20 protein-coding genes are annotated in these 19,201 nt (G+C 68.9%); 10 read left to right on the top strand and 10 right to left on the bottom strand.

From position 1 onward, the window contains the following. Positions 1 to 605 precede the first annotated feature (605 nt). From C0481_RS18645 to C0481_RS18630, 4 genes are all read left to right on the top strand, one after another. Complete coding sequence (locus C0481_RS18645; RefSeq protein ID WP_293406619.1) at positions 606 to 1,295, top strand: hypothetical protein; 690 nt, start codon at positions 606 to 608, stop codon at positions 1,293 to 1,295. A 262-nt stretch (positions 1,296 to 1,557) separates the two neighbouring features. Next, positions 1,558 to 2,187, top strand: a complete 630-nt coding sequence (locus C0481_RS18640; protein ID WP_293406616.1) for a TetR/AcrR family transcriptional regulator — start codon at positions 1,558 to 1,560, stop codon at positions 2,185 to 2,187. Between the two features lie 11 nt (positions 2,188 to 2,198). Then, the gene (gluQRS, locus tag C0481_RS18635; protein ID WP_293406614.1) at positions 2,199 to 3,044 is read left to right on the top strand and encodes a tRNA glutamyl-Q(34) synthetase GluQRS; all 846 of its coding nucleotides are present in this window, start codon (positions 2,199 to 2,201) and stop codon (positions 3,042 to 3,044) included. Beyond that, complete coding sequence (locus C0481_RS18630) at positions 3,037 to 3,924, top strand: EamA family transporter (RefSeq protein WP_293406611.1); 888 nt, start codon at positions 3,037 to 3,039, stop codon at positions 3,922 to 3,924. Before gluQRS ends, C0481_RS18630 begins: the two co-directional genes overlap by 8 nt. Here the strand turns inward: C0481_RS18630 and C0481_RS18625 are convergent. Further along, complete coding sequence (locus tag C0481_RS18625) at positions 3,921 to 5,042, bottom strand: aromatic ring-hydroxylating dioxygenase subunit alpha (protein WP_293406609.1); 1,122 nt, start codon at positions 5,040 to 5,042, stop codon at positions 3,921 to 3,923. The two genes, C0481_RS18630 and C0481_RS18625, sit on opposite strands and share 4 nt — an antisense overlap. Positions 5,043 to 5,175: 133 nt before the next feature. On the opposite strand from C0481_RS18625, the gene C0481_RS18620 reads away from it, so the two are divergent. Further along, positions 5,176 to 5,847, top strand: coding sequence for a TetR/AcrR family transcriptional regulator (locus C0481_RS18620; RefSeq protein WP_293406607.1), 672 nt, complete (start codon positions 5,176 to 5,178; stop codon positions 5,845 to 5,847). Positions 5,848 to 5,850: 3 nt separating this feature from the next. On the opposite strand, the gene C0481_RS18615 is transcribed toward C0481_RS18620, so the two are convergent. Beyond that, positions 5,851 to 6,036, bottom strand: a complete 186-nt coding sequence (locus tag C0481_RS18615; protein ID WP_293406605.1) for a hypothetical protein — start codon at positions 6,034 to 6,036, stop codon at positions 5,851 to 5,853. 46 nt (positions 6,037 to 6,082) lie between these two features. After that, positions 6,083 to 7,501 carry a protein adenylyltransferase SelO gene (locus tag C0481_RS18610; RefSeq protein WP_293406627.1) on the bottom strand — a complete coding sequence of 473 codons (1,419 nt, stop codon included), beginning with the start codon at positions 7,499 to 7,501 and terminating at the stop codon, positions 6,083 to 6,085. Between the two features lie 82 nt (positions 7,502 to 7,583). Between C0481_RS18610 and nhaA the strand changes: the two genes are divergently transcribed. Then, on the top strand, positions 7,584 to 8,771 hold the full coding sequence (gene nhaA / locus C0481_RS18605; RefSeq protein WP_293406603.1) for a Na+/H+ antiporter NhaA: 1,188 nt from the start codon (positions 7,584 to 7,586) through the stop codon (positions 8,769 to 8,771). Positions 8,772 to 8,919: 148 nt separating this feature from the next. Here nhaA and bioD read toward each other — a convergent pair whose 3' ends face one another. Together bioD and bioF are read right to left on the bottom strand one after the other, a co-directional pair. Beyond that, entirely contained in the window at positions 8,920 to 9,579 is a 660-nt protein-coding gene (bioD, locus tag C0481_RS18600; RefSeq protein ID WP_293406601.1) for a dethiobiotin synthase, read from the bottom strand. Beyond that, positions 9,579 to 10,727 (bottom strand): 8-amino-7-oxononanoate synthase, encoded by a 1,149-nt coding sequence (gene bioF, locus C0481_RS18595; protein WP_293406599.1) that lies wholly within the window; start codon positions 10,725 to 10,727, stop codon positions 9,579 to 9,581. Before bioF ends, bioD begins: the two co-directional genes overlap by 1 nt. Positions 10,728 to 10,776: 49 nt before the next feature. On the opposite strand from bioF, the gene C0481_RS18590 reads away from it, so the two are divergent. Beyond that, entirely contained in the window at positions 10,777 to 12,045 is a 1,269-nt protein-coding gene (locus C0481_RS18590; RefSeq protein WP_293406597.1) for an adenosylmethionine--8-amino-7-oxononanoate transaminase, read from the top strand. 232 nt (positions 12,046 to 12,277) lie between these two features. On the opposite strand, the gene C0481_RS18585 is transcribed toward C0481_RS18590, so the two are convergent. From C0481_RS18585 to C0481_RS18570, 4 genes are all read right to left on the bottom strand, one after another. After that, on the bottom strand, positions 12,278 to 13,210 hold the full coding sequence (locus C0481_RS18585) for an alpha/beta hydrolase (RefSeq protein WP_293406595.1): 933 nt from the start codon (positions 13,208 to 13,210) through the stop codon (positions 12,278 to 12,280). A gap of 21 nt (positions 13,211 to 13,231) precedes the next feature. After that, the gene (locus C0481_RS18580) at positions 13,232 to 14,791 is read right to left on the bottom strand and encodes a long-chain-fatty-acid--CoA ligase (protein ID WP_293406593.1); all 1,560 of its coding nucleotides are present in this window, start codon (positions 14,789 to 14,791) and stop codon (positions 13,232 to 13,234) included. Positions 14,792 to 14,896: 105 nt separating this feature from the next. Next, on the bottom strand, positions 14,897 to 16,336 hold the full coding sequence (locus tag C0481_RS18575) for an aldehyde dehydrogenase family protein (protein WP_293406591.1): 1,440 nt from the start codon (positions 16,334 to 16,336) through the stop codon (positions 14,897 to 14,899). A gap of 123 nt (positions 16,337 to 16,459) precedes the next feature. Beyond that, a complete protein-coding gene (locus tag C0481_RS18570) occupies positions 16,460 to 17,410 on the bottom strand; it encodes an SMP-30/gluconolactonase/LRE family protein (RefSeq protein ID WP_293406589.1) in 951 nt (316 codons plus the stop codon). A 131-nt stretch (positions 17,411 to 17,541) separates the two neighbouring features. On the opposite strand from C0481_RS18570, the gene C0481_RS18565 reads away from it, so the two are divergent. Together C0481_RS18565 and C0481_RS18560 are read left to right on the top strand one after the other, a co-directional pair. After that, positions 17,542 to 18,075: an outer membrane beta-barrel protein gene (locus C0481_RS18565; RefSeq protein WP_293406588.1), complete on the top strand. Its 534-nt coding sequence runs from the start codon at positions 17,542 to 17,544 to the stop codon at positions 18,073 to 18,075. A 48-nt stretch (positions 18,076 to 18,123) separates the two neighbouring features. Then, positions 18,124 to 18,666, top strand: coding sequence for a hypothetical protein (locus C0481_RS18560; protein WP_293406587.1), 543 nt, complete (start codon positions 18,124 to 18,126; stop codon positions 18,664 to 18,666). Here the strand turns inward: C0481_RS18560 and C0481_RS18555 are convergent. Then, on the bottom strand, positions 18,658 to 18,981 hold the full coding sequence (locus C0481_RS18555; protein WP_293406585.1) for a hypothetical protein: 324 nt from the start codon (positions 18,979 to 18,981) through the stop codon (positions 18,658 to 18,660). The genes C0481_RS18560 and C0481_RS18555 overlap by 9 nt on opposite strands. Positions 18,982 to 19,065: 84 nt before the next feature. On the opposite strand from C0481_RS18555, the gene C0481_RS18550 reads away from it, so the two are divergent. Next, on the top strand, positions 19,066 to 19,200 hold the full coding sequence (locus tag C0481_RS18550; protein WP_293406583.1) for a hypothetical protein: 135 nt from the start codon (positions 19,066 to 19,068) through the stop codon (positions 19,198 to 19,200). Position 19,201: the final 1 nt, after the last annotated feature.

Here is a 19,201-nt window from a genome sequence, read left to right as displayed (position 1 = left end):
GGGGACGGAAGTCCGCGTTCAGCACAAGGCAGGGCCAGCCGGACGGCGGGTGATTAAGCACCTGCATGGTCGGCCCTCCGGGCGGGGGCGGTCCCCCCTATGTCGTACGCGTAGAGACTGAAGACAGGCCCCCTTTCGCGATCCGAGCGCTCGGCGAATCGCCCACTGGGGGAATTCCCGTAGCCAGGGAATTATAGGCCGGTTTTTGAGACAGCTCCATGAAATGAAGCTCGGCGGCCCCGTCCGGATGCGCATGTCCAGGCGGACGGGGCGCGCTGCCCAAGCATCAGGCGCCGACGACGGCGGTGGCGCCGGCCAGGCCCAGGCTGATGGCGACGAAGACGACGCTGACGCTGGCGTCGAAGATGCGGCCGAGTTGGCTGAGGATGGTCATGTTCTGCACTCCCTTGGCTTTTCCAGTGCGGCGGCGCCGCCCCAGGTCCATCTGGACGATGCTTAGATAGGTTCACATCTAAACGATGTACAGATAAATTTTACAATGTAAGCTATTCAGAAATGCATGGAACCGACAGAGCCCGCGCCACGCGCGGCCCAATTGCTCTAGGCTGAAGGGCGCAAGGAGCGGCGACAATGAAGCGATCGGGATGGGTGATGACGGCGATGGTCGCGGGTCTGGCAGCCGCCGCCGGGCCTGCCAGCGCCTGCATTCCATCTCCAGTGCGCGCGCCACCGACGGCGGCCGCGAAGCCGAGGCCCTCTATCGGCATGCGGCCCATGTCGATCTCGTCAAGATCACCGCTGTGGAAGCCGTGGCCCCCGAGAATCTGGCCGGCGCGACCGCGGCCGCCGCTGGCGAAGGCGGAAACAGCTATGACTACTACCTGGAAATCATCAGCGGCTACGCCCCGGCGACCTATCACTACCGGGTGCTTGAGCGGCTCAAGGGCGACCTGCCGCCCGACGACTTCACTCTGCAAGGCATGACGCAGCAGGTGCTCGCGGACGACGCGGCGCAGGCCGCACGCCCCATCCCCCACAAGCGCCCGCCGTTCTTTGCCGAGCCGATCGAGGAGGCGACGGCGGCGAACCTGGCCCGCCCGACATGCGCCCTCTATCCCTACGGCTGGATGGGCTCCACGGCCGTAGTCTTCCGGGACGCCGACGGAGCCTTGCTGGGAGCGGTCGTTCCGCACCGTCGAACCGGCCAGGCGTTGCCTGGCCGCACCTACGCGATCGTCGACGGCGACAAGGACCGCTGGCTGGCCGAAGTGCGGACCGCCCGACGGCTCGCGCAACAAAAAGGGGGCCGGAACCCGGCCCCCTTCAGACACTGACTGGGAGATCGGCTGTTACGCGCCGACGGCGAGCGTAGCGCCCGCAAGGCTGACGCTGAGGGCGATCAGCACGACCGGCACGATCCGGTCGAAAAGACGTTCGAAGCGGTTGAAACGCGCGAGAGACATGACACACACCTTTCAAGTTGGAACCCTCGGGGGAGCGAGGGTTTAGTAATTTGAACACCGCTAAGATATCCGCGATCTGAACGGCGTCAAGATGATCTTTACGGCGTCCAGATTCAGTTTTAGAGTGAACGCTATGAGAGAAGCTGCAGCCGCCGACAATCGCCCCTATCACCATGGCGATCTGCGCCGCGCGTTGATCGACGCGGCCCAGCGACTGCTTGAAGCTGAAGGTCCCACGGCGCTGTCGCTGCGCGCTGTCGCGCGCGAAGCGGGGGTCAGCCCGGCCGCGCCCTATCACCACTTCAAGGACAAGGGCGAACTGCTCGACGCCGTCGCCCACGAAGGCTGGGATCTGCTCAACGAGCTGATGACGGAGGCCCGCGCCAGCCACAGCCTGGTGCGCGACAAGCTGACCGCGCTCGGCGTCGCCTATGTCCGCTTCGCGCGCGACAACCCGGCGCTCTACCGCGTGATGTACGACTGCTCGCGCGACAAGGAGAGCCTGCCCGAGCACGTCCACGCCGAGAACGACAGCGCTTACTGCCAGGTGCGCGACACCCTAGTCGAAGCCGGCGCCGGCCCGATGGACGAGCAGGAACTGGAACTGGCCACCACCGCGGCCTGGTGCGCCGCCCACGGCCTGGCCGAGATGTTCGCCTTCAAGCAGTTCGACCATCTGAAGGACGCGCTCGGCGGCGACGACGCCTTCCTGCGCGGCGTGTTCGAGCACATGGGCATTTTCGGCAAGGCCCACCACGGCTAAAAGCTGATCGGGTGTTCGTCACCCGTTTCGCCCCCTCGCCGACCGGCTACCTGCATCGCGGCCACGCCTTCTCGGCCCTGAGCGCCTTCGAGGCCGCACGCGCGTCCGGCGGGCGCTTCATCCTGCGCATCGAGGACATCGACGTCACTCGCAGCCGACCGCAGTTCGAGGACGCGATCTACGAGGATCTCGCCTGGCTCGGGATCGCCTGGGAGACGCCGGTCCGCCGCCAGTCCGAGCATCTCGACGACTACCAGGCCGCGCTCGCCGCGCTGACCGCCGACCATCTGACCTATCGCTGCTTCCGCACCCGTAAGGAACTGGCCCAGGCCGCCGCCAGCGCCCCCCACGGCCATGCCGAGACATTCCGCGGCGCGCCGCTGCCGGCGGCCGAGGAGGCCGAACGCCTGGCCGCTGGACAGCCGTTCGCCTGGCGGCTGTCGCTCGACGCCGCCGAACAGGCCCTGGCCGGCCGGCCGCTGAGCTTCGTCGAGGAGGGCGATGGTCCTGGCCACGAGCACGGGACGATCGCCGTCGACGCGAGCCTGTCGGGCGGCGACGTGGTGCTGGCGCGCAAGGACGTCGGGGTCGCCTATCACCTGGCGGTCGTGGTCGACGATGCGCTGCAGGGCGTGACCCACGTCATCCGCGGCCAGGACCTCTACGAGGCCACGCACGTCCAGCGGCTGCTGCAAGCCCTGCTCGATCTGCCCACGCCCATCTATCGCCATCATCGCCTGCTGACCGGTCCGGATGGAAAGCGCTACGCCAAGCGCGACCACGCCGAGACATTGCGCGACCTGCGCGCCCGCGGCGTGAGCCCTGGCGAGCTCCGTGCGGAGATGGGATTTGACTGACACGACGGCCTCGCGCGACCGCGGCCAGCTCCAGGCGCTGGCCGTGCTGGTCGCCGGCGCGGCGATCATCGGCCTGGCGCCGATCCTGGTGCGGCTGGCCGACGCCGGCCCGGCGGCGGTCGGCTTCTGGCGCGTGGCTCTCGCCATGCCGCTGCTCGGCCTGATGGCGCTGCGCAGCGAGGGCGGCGTCGGGCGACCGAACAGGTTCGCCCTGATCGCTGGCCTGGCCTTCGCCTGCGACCTGGCCTTCTGGCACTACAGCATCCACTTCACCTCGGTCGCCAACGCCACCGTGCTGACCAACCTGACGCCGGTGGTGGTCACCGCCGCGGCCTGGATCTTCCTGAAGCAGCGACCGGCCAAGCTGTTCGTCGCCGCCGTGGCGCTCGCCGTCGCCGGCGCCTGGCTGATGGCCATCGGCCGCGGGGCGCACGCGCCGGGCGCCAATCCGCCGCTGGGCGACGCCTTGGCCCTGACCACGGCGGTCTGGTACGCCTTCTACTTCCTGGCCATCAGCGCCGCGCGCCGCAGCGTCGGCGCGACCCGCGTGATGTTCTGGTCCAGCGTCGCCAGCGCCCCGCTGCTGCTGGTCGCCGCCCTGGCGATGGGAGAACAGATCCTTCCCGCCACCACGGTCGGCTGGGCGGCGGTGATCGGCCTCGGCGTCATGCACGTGGCCGGCCAGGGCTCCATCGCCTGGGCGCTTGGCCGGCTGCCCGCCGCCACGGCCTCGGTCGTGGTCCTGATCCAGCCGGTGGTCGCCGCTCTGCTCGGCTGGCTGCTGTTCGCCGAGGCGCTCGGCCCGCTGCAGTCGCTGGGCGGCGCCATCGCGCTCTTCGGCGTGGTGCTGTCGCAGGCGGCCTCGCGGCGGAAGGCCTAGGCCCCCATCTTCGCCAGCCACCACTGGTTCATCTGCCAGATCGAGCGTTCCAGCGGCGCCAGCCGGCCCTGACCGGTGGTGGGCGCGTTCAGGCCCTTCCAGACCAGGTCGTTGACGACGATGTCCTCGGCGTGGATCGCCGCCGTCACCTGCTCCAACTCGGCCAGGATGTGGTCGGCCCCCTCCAGGTCCAGCACGTAGCGCGGGACGCAGAGGTGGATTTTCAGGGTGAAGCGGTCGCCGGCCAGCGGCAGCACCTGGTACCAGGCCATGCCGTCGCCATGCAGGGCGAACATGAAGTGCGGAAACGCGGCCGCCGCGAACAACGCCCCGGCCTGCTGCTCGGGCAGCCCCTGGACCAGCCGCGGCCGCTCGGCGTCCACAGCGGCGGCCGGCATATGCAGGATCGACCACGGCCCGTCGCTGTCGAACACGATGGAGTCGCGCGCGTGGAACCCCGGTTCCAGGGTCTGCGCATGGGCGGCCAGGTGGTGGTAGGCCTCCATGAAGTTCTCGACCAGCACCTTCCAGTTCCAGCCGCTGTCGTAGATCAGGGTCCGGGCGACAACCATGCCGGCGATGTCGAACGCCTCGAAGGCTCTCGCCAACGGCTCGACCTGCGGGCCGAACGGCTCGGCCTGCGGGTCGAGATTAGCCATCACGAAGCCCTGCCAGACCTCGCTCCGGAACTGGGTCAGCCGGCAGTCCTCGCGCGCGAAGTCCGCCACGCCGTCCATCAGCGGCGCGGCCGCCAGCCGCCCTTCGGTGTCGTAGCTCCAGGCGTGATAGGGGCAGGTGAACAGCTTGCGCCGCCCCGCCCCCTCGGCGACCGGCGCGGCGCGATGGCGGCAGACGTTGGCCATAACCCGGAACTCGCCATCCAGGCCGTGAACCACCAGCACCGGCTGGCCGGCCAGCTCCATGGCGACGTAGTCCCCGGGGGCCGCCAGCTGATCGACCCGCGCCAGCGGCGCCCAGCTGCGGCGCAGGATACGCTCGGCTTCCAACCTATGGATGTCGGCGCGCACATAGGCGGCCGGCGGCAAGGTCCAGGCTGCTTCCAGCGGCCGCCGCGCCCGCGCGATCTCCTGCGCGCTGATCCCTGGCAAAGCTTCCATCTCGTCGCCTCCGTCGATGGCCGGTCTTCGCCAGCCTCGGCGCTCGATAGGTCCGCGCTAGCCCCAAGTCAATTATTTTGATCGATCGTTTTAAATTAGACGCAAGGACCGACCGGCGCTATGCCCTGACGCGATGACCGTTCCGACGCCAAACCGCCGCCCCGTCGGCCGCCCGCGCGGCGACGGCCGTCCGCACCTGACCCGCGAGGCGGTATTCCTGACCGCCGCGCAGCTGATCAGCGCAGAAGGCTACACCGGCGCAAGCATCCGCATGATCGCCCAGGCGCTCGGCGTGGCGACCGCCTCGCTGTTCAACCTGTTCCCGACCAAGGACGCGCTGCTCAACGATCTGGTCGTCTTTCTGGTCCAGCCCTCGCTCGGCTTCTACGGCCGACTGAACGCGCTGGGCCGGCCGCCCGAGACCGCCCTTTTCAAGAGCCTCTACGAGGAAGCCGCGCTCGTCGCGTCGGTCGACCGCGCCTTGCCGGCGATCTTCTACCTGCCGGAGCTTCGCAAGCCGCAGTTCGGCCCGGCCCAGCAAGCGCGCGCGGACCTGGTCGCCCACTACCGCAATCTGATCGAGGCCGGCGTCGCCAGCGGCGCGCTAGTCTGCGACCTGCCAAACCTGGCGGCCGAACAACTGCTGCAGCTCAGCGAAACCAGCGTGCTCGCCGCCCTTCCCGCCTCGCCGCAGGCCCAGGCCAGGGCCAGCGCACGCCTGGCGCTACGCGGGCTGCTCGCCGATCCCACGCGCCTGAAGGCCGTCGAGGCCGAGGCGATGCAACTGAAGCTGACGATCCTCTAGCGCCTAGTGCGCCGTCTTGCGCCCGGAACCGCCGGGCGCCTTGCCGCCGCCGTCCTGCTTGTTGACCGTCGCCCAGGCCCGACGCTCGGCTTCCCGCTCCGAGACGCCCTTGTCCTCATAGCTCTGGGCGATGTGGTCGGCCTTGCGTTCCTGCTTGTCGGTGTACTTCGACTTCTCTCCGCGAGGCATGGCGAACTCTCCTCCTACTGAGGAAGAGCCAACCACGCCGGCCCGCCTAGGTTCCCAGCGCCCAGGCGGTCCGCGCCGTCTCGATCGCCGCCAGCTTGGCGTGGAACGCGCTCCAGTCGTCGCGCTCGGCGATGTCGGCCCAGATAGCCTCGATCTCGTCGATCAGCAGCTCCTGCGGCTCCGGCGCGGCGAAGTATGCGTCGCTCAGACGTTCGGGCCGTTCGGGTTGGAAGCCTTTGATCTGCGCCCGGAAGTCGTCGAACGCCTCGCCCGCATAGATGTCGCCGCGCAGGCTCGCCAGCGCCCGCCCCTCGTCGCCGCAGAACCAGTCGAAGAAGAACGGCTCCCAGCGCAGGCGGTCGCCGCCCTCGGCGATGGCCCTGAACGTGGCGTTGGCGAAGGCGACCTCGGCCGCCTCCTCGCCGCGCTTGAGCCCCAGCCGGTTCAGCAGCGCCCTGGCCAGCTCCTGGCGATAGGCGGGACCGAAGCCGTTCAGCGCCGCGATCAGCGCATCCTGGTCGGCGACCTGCGCCAGGCAGCCGGCCAGCTGCTGCAGGTTCCAGAACACCGTCTCGGGCTGGCGGCCGAAGCTGTAGAGCCCGGCGGTGTCGAAATAGGCGGCCGTGAAGTTCGGGTCATTGTGCGGCAGGAACCGGTAGGGGCCGTAGTCGAAGCTCTCGCCGGTGATGTTCATGTTGTCGGTGTTCAGCACCCCGTGCACGAACCCGGCCGCCATCCAGCGCGCGGTCAGCCGCGCCGCGCGGCCGGCCACCGCCTCCAGCAGCGCCGCGCCCTTGTCCGGCGCGTTCCCCAGTTCGGGGTAGTAGAGCTCGACCACATGCTCGACGAGCCGCGTAATGGCCGCGGCGTCCTGCAGATAGGCCTGGCGCTGGAAGGTCCCGAACCGGATGTGGCTGTGCGACAGCCGCACCAGCACCGACGAGCGGGTCGGGCTCGGCTCGTCGCCGCGCACCAGCTGCTCGCCGGTCTCGATCAGCGAGAACGATCGCGAGGTCGGCACCCCCAGCGCCTCCAGCATCGCCGTGGCCAGCGCCTCGCGCACGCCGCCCTTCAGGGTCAGCCGCCCGTCGCCGGCCCGCGACCAAGGCGTCTGGCCCGATCCTTTAGTGCCCAGCTCCAGCAGCCGGCCGGTTCCGGCCTCGCGCAGCTGGGCGAAGGTGAAGCCGCGGCCGTCGCCGAGGTCGGGGTTGTAAACGCGGAACTGGTGGCCGTGATAACGCATGGCCAGCGGCTGGGGCAGCTGGCCCGGCAGCGGCTCGAACCGCCCGAAGTGCGCCGTCCATTCGTCGTCGGTCAGGGTATCCAGTCCGACGCTCGCCGCCGCCCGATCGTTGCGGAAGCGCAGGAAAGTCATCGGGAAATCAGCGGCCGCCACCGGATCGAAGAACGCCGGGCCGAGGTCCTGGACATGCGGGTCGGGGCGATAAGCGGGCGAGACGGGCATATCCATCAGATGCGCGATCACATCGGCGCCAGCAACGACCGATTGCGGTATTTCCCCTCTTCCCCCCATGGTAACCGGTGCCATGGCAAGACGACTGACCCTGGATTTCCTGAAGACCGAGACGGCTTCAGGCGTGATCCTCACCACCGCGGCGCTGCTGGCCGTGGCGCTGGCCAACTCGCCTTGGGCCGATCACTACTTCGCCTTCATCAAGCACGAGATCACCATCCAGATCGGCTCGTTCTACGAGGTGAAGCCGGTCTATCGGTGGATCAAGGAAGGCTTGATGGCGATCTTCTTCTTCGTCGTCGGGCTTGAGATCAAACACGAGATCCTGCGCGGCGAGCTGTCCAATCCGCGCCGCCTGGCCCTGCCGGTGCTGGCCGCGCTCGGCGGCATGATCGCCCCGGCTGGCGTCTATCTGCTGTTCAATCTCGGCCAAGGCGGCGCGCCGCAGGGCTGGCCGACCCCCACCGCCACCGACATCGCCTTCGCGCTCGCCGCCCTGGCCGTGGCCGGACCGCGGCTGCCGCCTTCGCTGCGGATCTTCCTGCTGACCCTGGCCATCGCCGACGACCTCGGCGCGGTGGCGCTGATCGCCATCCTCTTCACCTCCGACGTCAACATGTACGCGCTGGGCGGCGCGGCCGCGTCCATCGCCCTGATGGCGCTGATGTCGAAGTGGAAGTCGGCCCCGTACCTGTTCTATGCGGCCTGCTTCGCGCTCGCCTGGGCCTTCTGCCTGAAGAGCGGGGTCAACACCTCGCTGGCCGGGGTCGCCGCGGCCATGACCGTGCCGATCGACCCGCGCAAGCCGGGCCACGAAGGGCCGCTGAAGCACTTCATGGAGAGCCTGCACCCCTACGTCGCCTACCTGATCCTGCCGCTGTTCGCCTTCGCTGCGGCCGGCTTCTCGTTCCAGGGCCTGTCGCTTTCGACCCTGGCCAATCCGGTGCCGCTCGGCATCGCCATGGGCCTGTTCTTCGGCAAGCAGATCGGCGTGTTCGGCTTCGCCGCCGCGGTGATCGGGCTCAAGCTCGCCCGCCGCCCGACCGGGGCCAAGTGGCTGGAACTCTACGGCGTGTCGCTGCTCTGCGGGGTCGGCTTCACCATGAGCCTGTTCATCGGCGGCCTGGCCTTCGATCCCAACGACACCCTGGCCCAGACCGAGGTGCGGATGGGCGTCATCGCCGGCTCTATCCTCTCGGCCCTGGTCGGCATGGGCGTCCTCGCCTACGCCCAACGCCAGCGCAACGAGGCCGCGGACTAGACAGAGCGCCGCTCCGCGTCGCCGCCCCTCACCCTAACCCTCTCCCAATGGGAGAGGGAACGAAGCGATGGCGCACACCCTATTCAGTCCCTCTCCCCCTTGGGGGAGAGGTTAGGTGAGGGGGATCGCCCTCGCCGCCTCGCAGACCTCAGACCAGTTCGCTCGCCCAATCGTCTGCCCCCCGCGCCGCAGCCACGATGTTCACCTCGCCAGCGAAGGCCGCCACGCTCGCGACCGTCTGCGCAAAGTCCGGCGCGTCCGGCTCGCCGCTCTGGCTGATCACCACCGCCGCGATCGGCAGCCCCCGCGAACGCAGGGTCTCGATCGCCGTCAGGGTATGGCTGATCGAACCCAGATAGGACCCGCCGACCACCACGCTCGGCAGGCCCAGCGCCAGCATCAGGTCCAGGCCCGTGCCATCCTCGGCCATCGGCGACATCACCCCGCCGGCGCCCTCGACCAGCATCAGGTCGGCGGCGCTGGCCGCCAATCCAGCGCGGCAGAACTCGGTCAGGCTCGCGATCCGCAGCTCGACGCCCTCCAGCCGCGCGGCCATCGGCGGCGACAGCGGCGCGGCGAACCGCAGCGGCGCGATCGCGTCCAGTTCGGCCAAGGTCAGCGGTCGGTCCATCGCCGCCAGCAGCCGGCCCGGATCGCTGTCACTCCAATCGGCGAGATCGATGCCGCTGACCGCCGGCTTCAGCGCCGCGACGCTCAGACCCTTGGCGCGCGCCGCGCGCAGCATGGCGCAGGCGACATAGGTCTTGCCGACGTCGGTATGGGCGCCGGTGACGAACAGCTGGCGCATCAGGCCTCCATCAGCGGGCGAACCGCCGCCGCCAGACGATCGATCTCTTCGTCCGGATGTCGCGCCGTGAACGCCACCCGCAGCCGCGCGGTGCCCGCCGGCACGGTCGGCGGCCGGATCGCAACCACCAGGAAGCCTTGCGCCTCCAGCGCCTTGGCCGCCGCCAGGGTGCGGTCGGCCTCGCCCAGCACGATCGGCACCACCGCGCTGGTCGCTTCGGGCAGGTTCAGCGCCCGGGTGAAGCGCCGCGCCTTGGCCAGCACCGCGGCCACCCGCTCCGGCTCGGCGGCGATCACGTCCAGCGCCGCCAGCGCCGCCGCGGCGTTCGCCGGCGGCAGGCCGGTCGTATAGACCACCGTGCGCGTGCGGGTCTTGATGAAGTCGATCACCGGCGCGCTGGCGCAGACATAGGCGCCGTAACCGCCCAGCGCCTTGGAGAAGGTGCCCATCGCGAGGTCGATCCTTGCGCCCGGGAACATCGCCGCCGTCCCGCGCCCCTCGCCCAGCACGCCCAGGCCGTGGGCGTCGTCGACCAGCAGCCAGGCCTCATGCGCTTGGGCCAAGGCCGAAATCTCGTCCAGCGGCGCCACGTCGCCGTCCATCGAGAACACCCCGTCCGTGGCGATCAGCGCCCGCCCGGCCTCGCCGCGATAGGCGCTCAGCTTGGCGGCGAGGTCGGCGACATCGTTGTGGGCGAACGGCACGATCCTGGCCCGCGACAGCTGCGAGCCCGACCAGATGCAGGCATGCGCCAGCTCGTCGATCAGGATCAGGTCGCCCTCGCCGACGAAGGTCGGGATGATCCCGGAATTGGCCAGGTAGCCCGAACCGAACACGCAGGCGGCCTCCGCGCCCTTCAGCGCCGCCAGCCGCGCCTCGAGCTCGCCGAAGATCGGGTTGTCGCCGGTCACCAGCCGCGACGCCCCCGAGCCGACCCCATGGGCCTCCACCGCGGCCAGAGCAGCGGCCTTCACCGCCGGATGGTGCGAGAGGTTCAGGTAGTCGTTGCACGAGAAGGACAGCAGCCGCCGCCCGTTACGCTCGACCCACAGCCCGTCCATCCGGCGGGTCGGGACCAGGGTGCGTTTCAAACTGCGCGCCTCGAGCGCGTCGAGCTTGGACTGGGCGAAAGCGGTCAAACTGTCCATCACGGCGCGCGGTATGCACGAGCCTGGGCTTCCGTTAAAGCCAGCGACCATGACTTTCCCGACACCGGACTGGCTCACCCAAGACGCCCGCAACGTCTGGCGCCCCTACTGTCAGATGAAGACCGCGCCAGCTCCCCTAGCGGTAGCTCGCACGCAGGGCGCGCGGATCATTCTCGAGGACGGCCGCGAGCTGGTCGACGGCATCGCCTCCTGGTGGACGGCCTGCCACGGCTACAATCACCCGCACATCCGCGCCGCGGTCACCGCCCAGCTCGAACGCGCGCCGCACGTGATGTTCGGCGGCCTGGCGCACGAGCCGGCCTATCGCCTCGCCCGCCGGCTCGCCGACCTGCTGCCCGGCGACCTAAACCACGTGTTCTTCGCCGAGAGCGGCTCGGTCTCGGTCGAGATCGCCATGAAGATGGCGCTGCAATACTGGATCAACCGTGGCGTCGCCGGGCGCACCCGCTTCCTCAGCTTCCAGGGCGGCTATCACGGCGACACCCTGGCCACGATGACCATCTGCGATCCCGAAGAAGGCATGCACAGCCTGTTCGCCGGGGTCATGCCGTCGCAGATCGTCACCGCCCTGCCGGTCGACGCCGCCTCCGAGGCCGCCCTCGACGCCCTGATGGGCGAGAAGGCCGGCGAGATCGCCGCCATCATCGTCGAGCCGCGCATCCAGGGCGCCGGCGGCATGCTGTTCCACTCCGACGAGGTGCTGCGCACCCTGCGCCGGCTGGCCGACAAGCACGACCTGCTGCTGATCTTCGACGAGATCTTCGTCGGCTTCGGCCGCACCGGCGACCTGTTCGCCTGCTCGGGCTCGGGCGTGACGCCGGACATCGTGACCCTGTCCAAGGCGTTGACCGGCGGCACCCTGCCGCTCTCGGCCGCCATCGCCCGCAGCAAGGTCTTCGAGGCCTTCTGGTCCGACGACGCCGGCGCAGCGCTGATGCACGGCCCGACCTACATGGCCAATCCGCTGGCCTGCGCCGCCGCCAACGCCAGCCTCGACATCTTCGAGACCGGCCAGTGGAAGGCCGACGTCGCCCGCATCAACGCCGCCCTCGCCGACGGGCTGGAGCCCTGCCGCGCCGCCCCCGGCGTCGTCGACGTGCGCACCTACGGCGCTATCGGCGTCGTCGAGTTCGACCACCCGGTCGAGACCGGCCCGCTCTGCATGGCCTTCGCCGAGCACGGCTGCTGGATCCGCCCGATGGGCAAGGTCGTCTACCTGACCCCGCCCTACGTCACCACCAACGCCGAGCTCGCCCAGCTCACCGGCGCGATCCGGGCTGTGCTGCTGGGCAAGTAACGGCTCCGTCCCACTCCGGCCTGTTCCCTCGCCCCCTTGGGGGAGAGGGTTAGGGTGAGGGGGACACCCACCTATCCGCCGCAAAATCCCAAGGCAGCAGAGCGCCGCTCCACGCCGCCTCCCCTCACCCTGCCCTCTCCCCTCAAGCGGGGAGAGGGAAAGCTGTCTCCGGTCAGCACCAACCTGCTCCCTCGCCCCCTTGGGGGAGAGGGTTAGGGTGAGGGGAAAGCCCCTACCCGATCGCCGCCTTCAGCGCCGCGGCGGTTTCCTTGGCCGCCTCGACCACCGCCGGCGAGACGTCCGGCATCAGGTAGAAGTCGTGGATCAGGCCCGCATACTCGACGTGCGCGGCCTTGGCGCCGGCGGCGTTCAGCGCTGCGGCGTAGTCGCGGCCCTCGTCCTTCAGCGGATCGAAGCCGGCGGTGACCACCAGGGCCGGCGGCAGGTCGCCGCTCAGCTTGGCCTTGCCCAGGAACGCCCGGCCGGACTGCGCGTGACCAAGGGCGGCCAGCGACTTGTCGAACCAGGCCAGCGCCGCCTTGGTCAGGATCGGGCCGTCCAGTTCCTTGCGCGAGGCGGTCTCCATCTCCGGCCAGATGCCCGGATAGAGCAGCAGCTGGAAGGCGACCTTGCGGGCCGGATCGTCCTTCAGGTCGATCGAGACGGACGCCGCCAGGTTGCCGCCGGCCGAGTCGCCGCCGACCGCGATGCGCTTGGGGTCGAAGCCGATCTCAGCCGCATGGTCGAAGGCCCACTTGGTCGCGGCCAAGGCGTCGTCGTGCCCAGCCGGGAACGGATGCTCCGGCGCCAACCGGTAGTCGATGGCCAGCACCCGCACGCCGGCCAGCGAGGCCAGCCGCCGGCAGTGGCCGTCATGGGTTTCCAGATCGCCGATCGTGAAACCGCCGCCGTGGAAGTAGACCAGGCCCCCGCTCGGGGTCGTTGCGCCGGCCGGCGTGTACAGCCGCGCGGGGATCGGACCGGCCCCGCCCTCAACCTGCAGATCCTTGGTCACCACGTCCTGCGGCGGGCTCTGGTCAGTCGCCTTGCGCTGCATCTGGTAGCCCATGCGGATCATCGCAGGCGGCACGGCGTCCAGCGGCGGGGCGTTCGCCGCCTGTTCGGCAGCCGCGTCGATCATCGCCTTGAAATGCGGGTCCAGCATCAATCTTCCTCTCCTTGAAACTCAGCCGACGTTGCGGCCGCGGCCTTCCCAGAACGGGGCGCGCAACTCCCGCCGCAGCACCTTGCCGGACGGATTGCGCGGCAGGACCGCAATGAAATCCACGCTTTTGGGGACCTTGTAGCCGGCGATCAGCGCCCGGCAGTGGCCCATGATGGCGTCCGCGTCGGCCTCGGCGCCGGGCCGCAGCACGACAAACGCCTTCACCGCCTCGCCCCACCGCTCGTCCGGCACGCCGACCACCGCGGCGTCGGCCACGGCCGGATGCGAGAACAACGCGTTCTCGACCTCGGCCGGATAGATGTTCTCACCGCCCGAGACGATCATGTCCTTCACCCGGTCGTGGATGAACAGATAGCCGTCGTCGTCGAAATAGCCGGCGTCGCCGCTGCGGAACCAGCCCTCCGGGCAGATCGCCTGGGCGGTGGCCTCGGCCCGGTTCCAGTAGCCCTTCATCACGCCGGGGGAACGGATCTCGATCTCGCCGACCTCGAACGGCGCGGCGTCGCGATCCTCGATGCGCACCCGCACCTCGAAGCCGGCCGACGGGATCCCGCATGAGCGCAGCTTGCCGCGCGCCGGATCGTGCGCCTCGGGCGGCAGGTTGGTGCCGCCGCCGATCGTCTCGGTCAGACCATAGAGCTGGGTGAACTGGGCCGGGAACGTCGCCTGCGCCCGCTTCAGCACCTCCTCTGAGATCGGCGAGGCGCCGTAATAGATGTTGCGCACGCTCGACAGGTCGGTCTGTCCGACCTCCGGCCGCTGGAGGATCATGTTGATCAGCGCCGGCACTAGGAAGGCATGCTCGATCCGGTGCTGCTCGATGACCTTGAGGATCACCCCGGGATCGGGTTCGCGCAACACGATCGCCTTGGCGCCCTGCAGCAGCGCCAGGATGCCGAGATTGGCCCCGGCCACATGAAACAGCGGCATCGCCACCAGCACCGCCATGCCCGGCGCGAACTGCGCCCACTGCTGAAGCGCGCTTTCGAACACCGTCGCGTAGTTGCGCTCGGTCAGCTGCACGCCCTTGGGCAACCCGGTGGTCCCCGAGGTGTAGAGTTGGACGACATCGTCGTCGTCAGCGGCAGGTAGCTGCGGGTCGAGGGCCGGATACCTGCCGATCCAGTCGGCGAATCCGGACCATTGGGCATGACCAGGCTCGATCTGCACCACCGTCTGCAGGGCCGGGAGGTCGGCGGCGATCTTCTCGATCACCGGCGCGAAGTCGGCACCCGTCACCACCAGCCGGCAGCCGGCGTCCTTGAGCACGAAGGCGATCTCGGGCGGCGCCAGCCGCCAGTTGACGGGGGTCAGGCAGGCGCCGGCCTTCAGACAGCCGAGCCACAGGATGAAGAACGCGTCCGAGCCCTTGGTCAGAACCCCGACCCGCTCGCCCGGCGTCACGCCGGCGGCGATCAGCGCCTGGGCGCACTGCGAGGACAGCCGGTCCAGTTCGCCATAGGTGGTGGCCGCGCCCTCGAACCAGATCGCGGTCTCGCCTGGGCGCACGTGGGCATGATGGCGCGCGATATCGGCGACGCATCGGATGTCCGTGGACATCGTTCCTCCCTCCTCTCTTCTTTTCGGAGAGGATGATCCCTCAGCAAGCGGGCCGGCAAGACCCTCGTCCTGCCGGCCCGCAAAAGCCTTCGCGTTTTGAAAGCCTTACTCGGCGGCTTCCTTCGGCGCGTAGCCCAGAACGGCCTTCACTTCGAGGAACTCGTTGAAGGCGAAATCGCCCCACTCGCGCCCGTTGCCGCTCATCTTGTAACCGCCGAACGGCGCCATCAGGTCGCCGCCGCCGCCGTTGATCGACACCTGGCCGGCGCGCAGCTTGGAAGCCACTTCGCGAGCCTTGGCGAGGTCGGCGGCCTGGACGTAGGCGGCCAGGCCGTACTCGGTGTCGTTGCCGATCTGGATGGCTTGTTCGACGTTCTCGTAGCCGAGGATCGACAGCACCGGGCCAAAGATCTCTTCCTTCGAGATCGTCATCTCCGGGGTCACGTTGGCGAACACGGTCGGCTTGACGTAGTAGCCGGTGTCCAGGCCGTCCGGACGGCCCACGCCGCCGGCGACCAGGGTCGCGCCCTCGTCGATGCCCGACTGGATCAGCTTCTGGATCTTGTTGAACTGCACTTCCGAGACCACCGGACCCAGCAGGCTGTTGCCGTTGGGGTCGCCGACGGTGACCTGGGCGGCCGCTTCCTTGGCGACGGCGATCGCTTCATCCATGCGCGCTTGCGGGACCAGCATGCGGGTCGGGGCGTTGCAGGATTGACCCGAGTTGGTCATCACCGTGGCCACGCCGCGGCCCACGCCCTTGGCGAAGGCGTCGTCGTCGAGGACGATGTTCGGGCTCTTGCCGCCCAGTTCCTGGGCCACGCGCTTGACGGTCGGGGCGGCGTTCTTGGCCACCTCGATGCCGGCGCGGGTCGAACCGGTGAACGAGATCAGGTCCACGTCCGGGTGGCTCGACAGCGGCACGCCGACGCCGACGCCGTCGCCTTGCACCAGGTTGAACACGCCGGCCGGCACGCCGGCGGCATGCATGATCTCAGCGAAGATGTGGCCGGTGAACGGCGCCACTTCCGACGGCTTCAGCACCATGGTGCAGCCGGTGGCGATGGCCGGGGCCACCTTGCAGACGATCTGGTTCAGCGGCCAGTTCCAGGGGGTGATGAAGCCGCAGACGCCGATCGGCTCTTTGACGATCATCGTCGGGCCGCGGTCTTCGCTGAACTTGAAGTCCTTCAGCACGGCGGCGGCGGTGCCCAGGTGGCCCATGCCGATCGGAACCTGCGCGCGTTGCGCCAGCGAGGCCGGGGCGCCCATTTCCTCGGTGACCGCGGTCGCCAGGTCGCCGAAGCGCTTCTGGTACTCGGCGAGGATGCGGTTGAGAACGTCCAGGCGCTCTTCGCGGCTGGTCTGCGACCACGTCACGAACGCCTTCTTGGCGGCCTTCACGGCCTTGTCCACGTCGGCGGCGGTGCCGAGCGAGATCTTGCCCGCGACCTTCTCGGTCGCCGGGTTGATGACGTCGAGCGTCTTGGGTTCGACCGGATCGACCCACTGACCGTCGATATAGAACTGCAGGTACTCGCGCATGACGTCCTCCCGGAGGCGTTCGTTGGATTTTGGAGCGCCGACGAGATCCCCCGACGGCTTCAAACAAGCATTTTAGTGATCAATGATCACTGTGGAAGAGGCAACCTTCAAACCCTGAAGGATTCAGGCCGAAACCCGCCCCTCCAATTGGTGCACATGCGGCTGTCCCGCAACCGGGCTACGGCCCTTGAGCACATAACCTGCCCGGATCGAGCCGATGTAAAGGTCCTTCAGGTCGGGGCCGCCCCAGGTGACGTTGGTCGGGTGGTTGACCACCTCGCTGGACGGGTCGTGGATTACAGTCACCACCTCCAGCTCCGGCGTGATCGCCACCACCTTGTTGGCGGCCGGCAGGCAGACCCAGAGATTGCCCTCGGCGTCCAGACCGATCCCGTCCGTGTAGCCGAGCTCGTTGTGGTCGACGCCCGGCGCATCCGGGGCCTGCAGCTTGCCGAGCACGGGGCCGTAGCGGCCGCCGGCCCCCAACGTCGCGCCCTCGTGGATCGGAAAGCGCATCACGTCGGCGCCGCTGGTCTGGGCGCAGAACAGGTAGCGCTCGTCCGCCGACAGGGCCATCCCGTTTGGAAACTTCAGGCCTTCGGCCACCACTTCACTCGACCCGTCCGGCCGCAGTACGAAGATGAAGCCGTCGGCGCGCCCGTCCAGAGCCTGCGGCCAGGTCTCGGCGTGGGTGGAGTTGGCGCACCAGATGTTCCCAGCCTGGTCCATCACCGGATAGTTGGCGCTGGTCAGCCGCCGCCCGCCGACCTGCGTCAGCAGCGTCTCATGCTTCCCCGTGGCCGGGTCGAAGCGCTGCAGCGGCCCGTCCTCACGGTCATAGATGCCGAAGTTGGCGATCAGCACCCGGCCCTGCCGGTCCATGTTGATCCCGTTGGGCGCGCCGCCCTTGGGTCCCATCCGCTTGAACGATCCATCGGGGAAGATCTCGGCCACGGCGCACTGGTGGTCCGAGGCGAAGACCCGGCCGTCCGGCCCGACGACCACGTCCTCCGGGCGGTCGATTCCCACGGCGACCTTGGTCAGGTCGCCCGGCGCGATGGGCGAGAGCGGCATGGCGTTTCCTCCGGCGTTTTCGCCAGCTTGACCCGCGCGGGCGCCATTGAGCAAGGCGACGGACATCTTTCCGCCGCACCGACACCCGCATAAGATGCGCCGAAAAGAAATTTCGCCATTAGGGGGCGCTCATGAAATTCGCTCAGCTGCCGCTGCTCGCCGCCGCATGCGCCGTCGCCGGATCGGCCCAGGCCGCCGACCTCTACGGCTCGATCGGCTACACACAGTTCGAGACTAGGGAGTTCGACGCGAGTCTTGGCGCGGCCCAGGGCCGGTTTGGCGCCCGCCTGGCCCCGCACCTCGGGATTGAGGGCGAACTCGCCGTCGGCGTCGATGACGATCAGGTCGACATGCTCGTCGTCGGCTACGCCTGGAACGAGGAACTCAAGTATCAGGCAGGGCTCTATGCGGTCGGTTTCCTGCCGATCACCGAGAACGCCGAGGTCTTCGCGCGGCTGGGCTTCGGCTACGCCAAGCTCAACACCAAGGCCAGCTACCTAGGCCAATCCATGGACGTCGACCGGACGGAGGACGCCTTCAGCTTCGGCGTCGGCGCCCAATATTTCTTCGCCGGCGCCAACGGCGTGCGGATCGACTACACCCGCCACGAGTTCGGCCAGCGCTCGGCCGACTCCTGGGCGGCGGCCTATGTGCGCAGGTTCTAAGCGCCCGTCTTAGCCGGACGTAAATCCCAGCCTCGCAACCTCCGCGACATGGAAGAGATCGTACGCGCGCCGCATCGACCGCTAGCGGTCCTGGCCGTTTTCGTCATCGCCGGACCGTTGATCGGCGCGACTATCGCCCTGCTCCCGCTGGCGCCGTTCATAATTCTGGCCGGCGCGCTCGAGGGGACCCGGCTTCTTGCCTGGGGCTATCCGCTTGGGGTGATTCCAGCCGCCCTGACCGGCGTCATGGCCAACATCGCAATCGCCAAGTGGCCAAGGCCGGCCTTCGCACCGACCTGCGCCATCGTCGGGGCCGTCGCCAGCGGCGCTTGGGCCCTGATCAACACCCAGTCGTCCGCCCTGGCCGCATGGCTGCCGTTCAGCATGTTCGGCGCGGTGGCGGGATTAGGCGGCGCCGCGATCGTCCACCTGCTCGGCCTGCGAGGGCGAGAGCGGGCGAAAGTCAAGGCCCCGCCGCCTCCCGGGCCCGGTCCGCGGCTCTCCATGCGGGCCGGCGACGTTCTGCTGATCGTGCTCGGCGTGGTGATGGCCGTGATGGTGGCGACGCTGTTGCTGCCAGCGCTAGTCTGATCGCCGATCGACCCCGGTCGTCGGCCCGATGCCTTCGCCGTCCTCGGGGAACGTCATCCACTTTTCCTGCTTCTCGCGCGCATCGCGCCTGGCCTGGAAATTGTTGGCCCGCGCCAGCAGCGCCTCGGCCTCACGTCCCACCTGAGCGAACTTGGTGTCCGGCGGGGCGCTGAGCGCAGTCGGATGGAAGTGTTCGATGTCGTGCAGCAGCTGAAGGAACTCCTGGCCCTCTTGGCTGCCGTCCGCAGGGGGGTGCTCCAGAAGGTCCGCCACCCGCTGAAGGGCCGCCTCGAAGGACTCCTGGTCTCGGATCATCAACTTGCTCCTGCCGTTGGGCGAAGCCGCAGGGCGACGCCCCGCTAAAGCAAAGCCCGAACCGCCGTCCGGTTCCCCGGCCCCTTGCGATCACGCCGCGCCCGCTCTAAAGCCGAACACGTAACGCTGGAGCCTCCCATGACCGCGATCCTGACCATCCTTGCCTTCATCGTCGTCATCGGCGCGCTGAACTACTTCGAGTTCGGCCGGCTCGACTAAG

It is taken from the genome of Phenylobacterium sp. (assembly GCF_013822795.1).
In the GTDB taxonomy this organism is placed as follows: Bacteria; Pseudomonadota; Alphaproteobacteria; order Caulobacterales; family Caulobacteraceae; genus Phenylobacterium.
The sequence above is the reverse complement of the archived record's forward strand: the minus strand, read 5'-3'. Positions and strand labels throughout refer to the sequence as shown.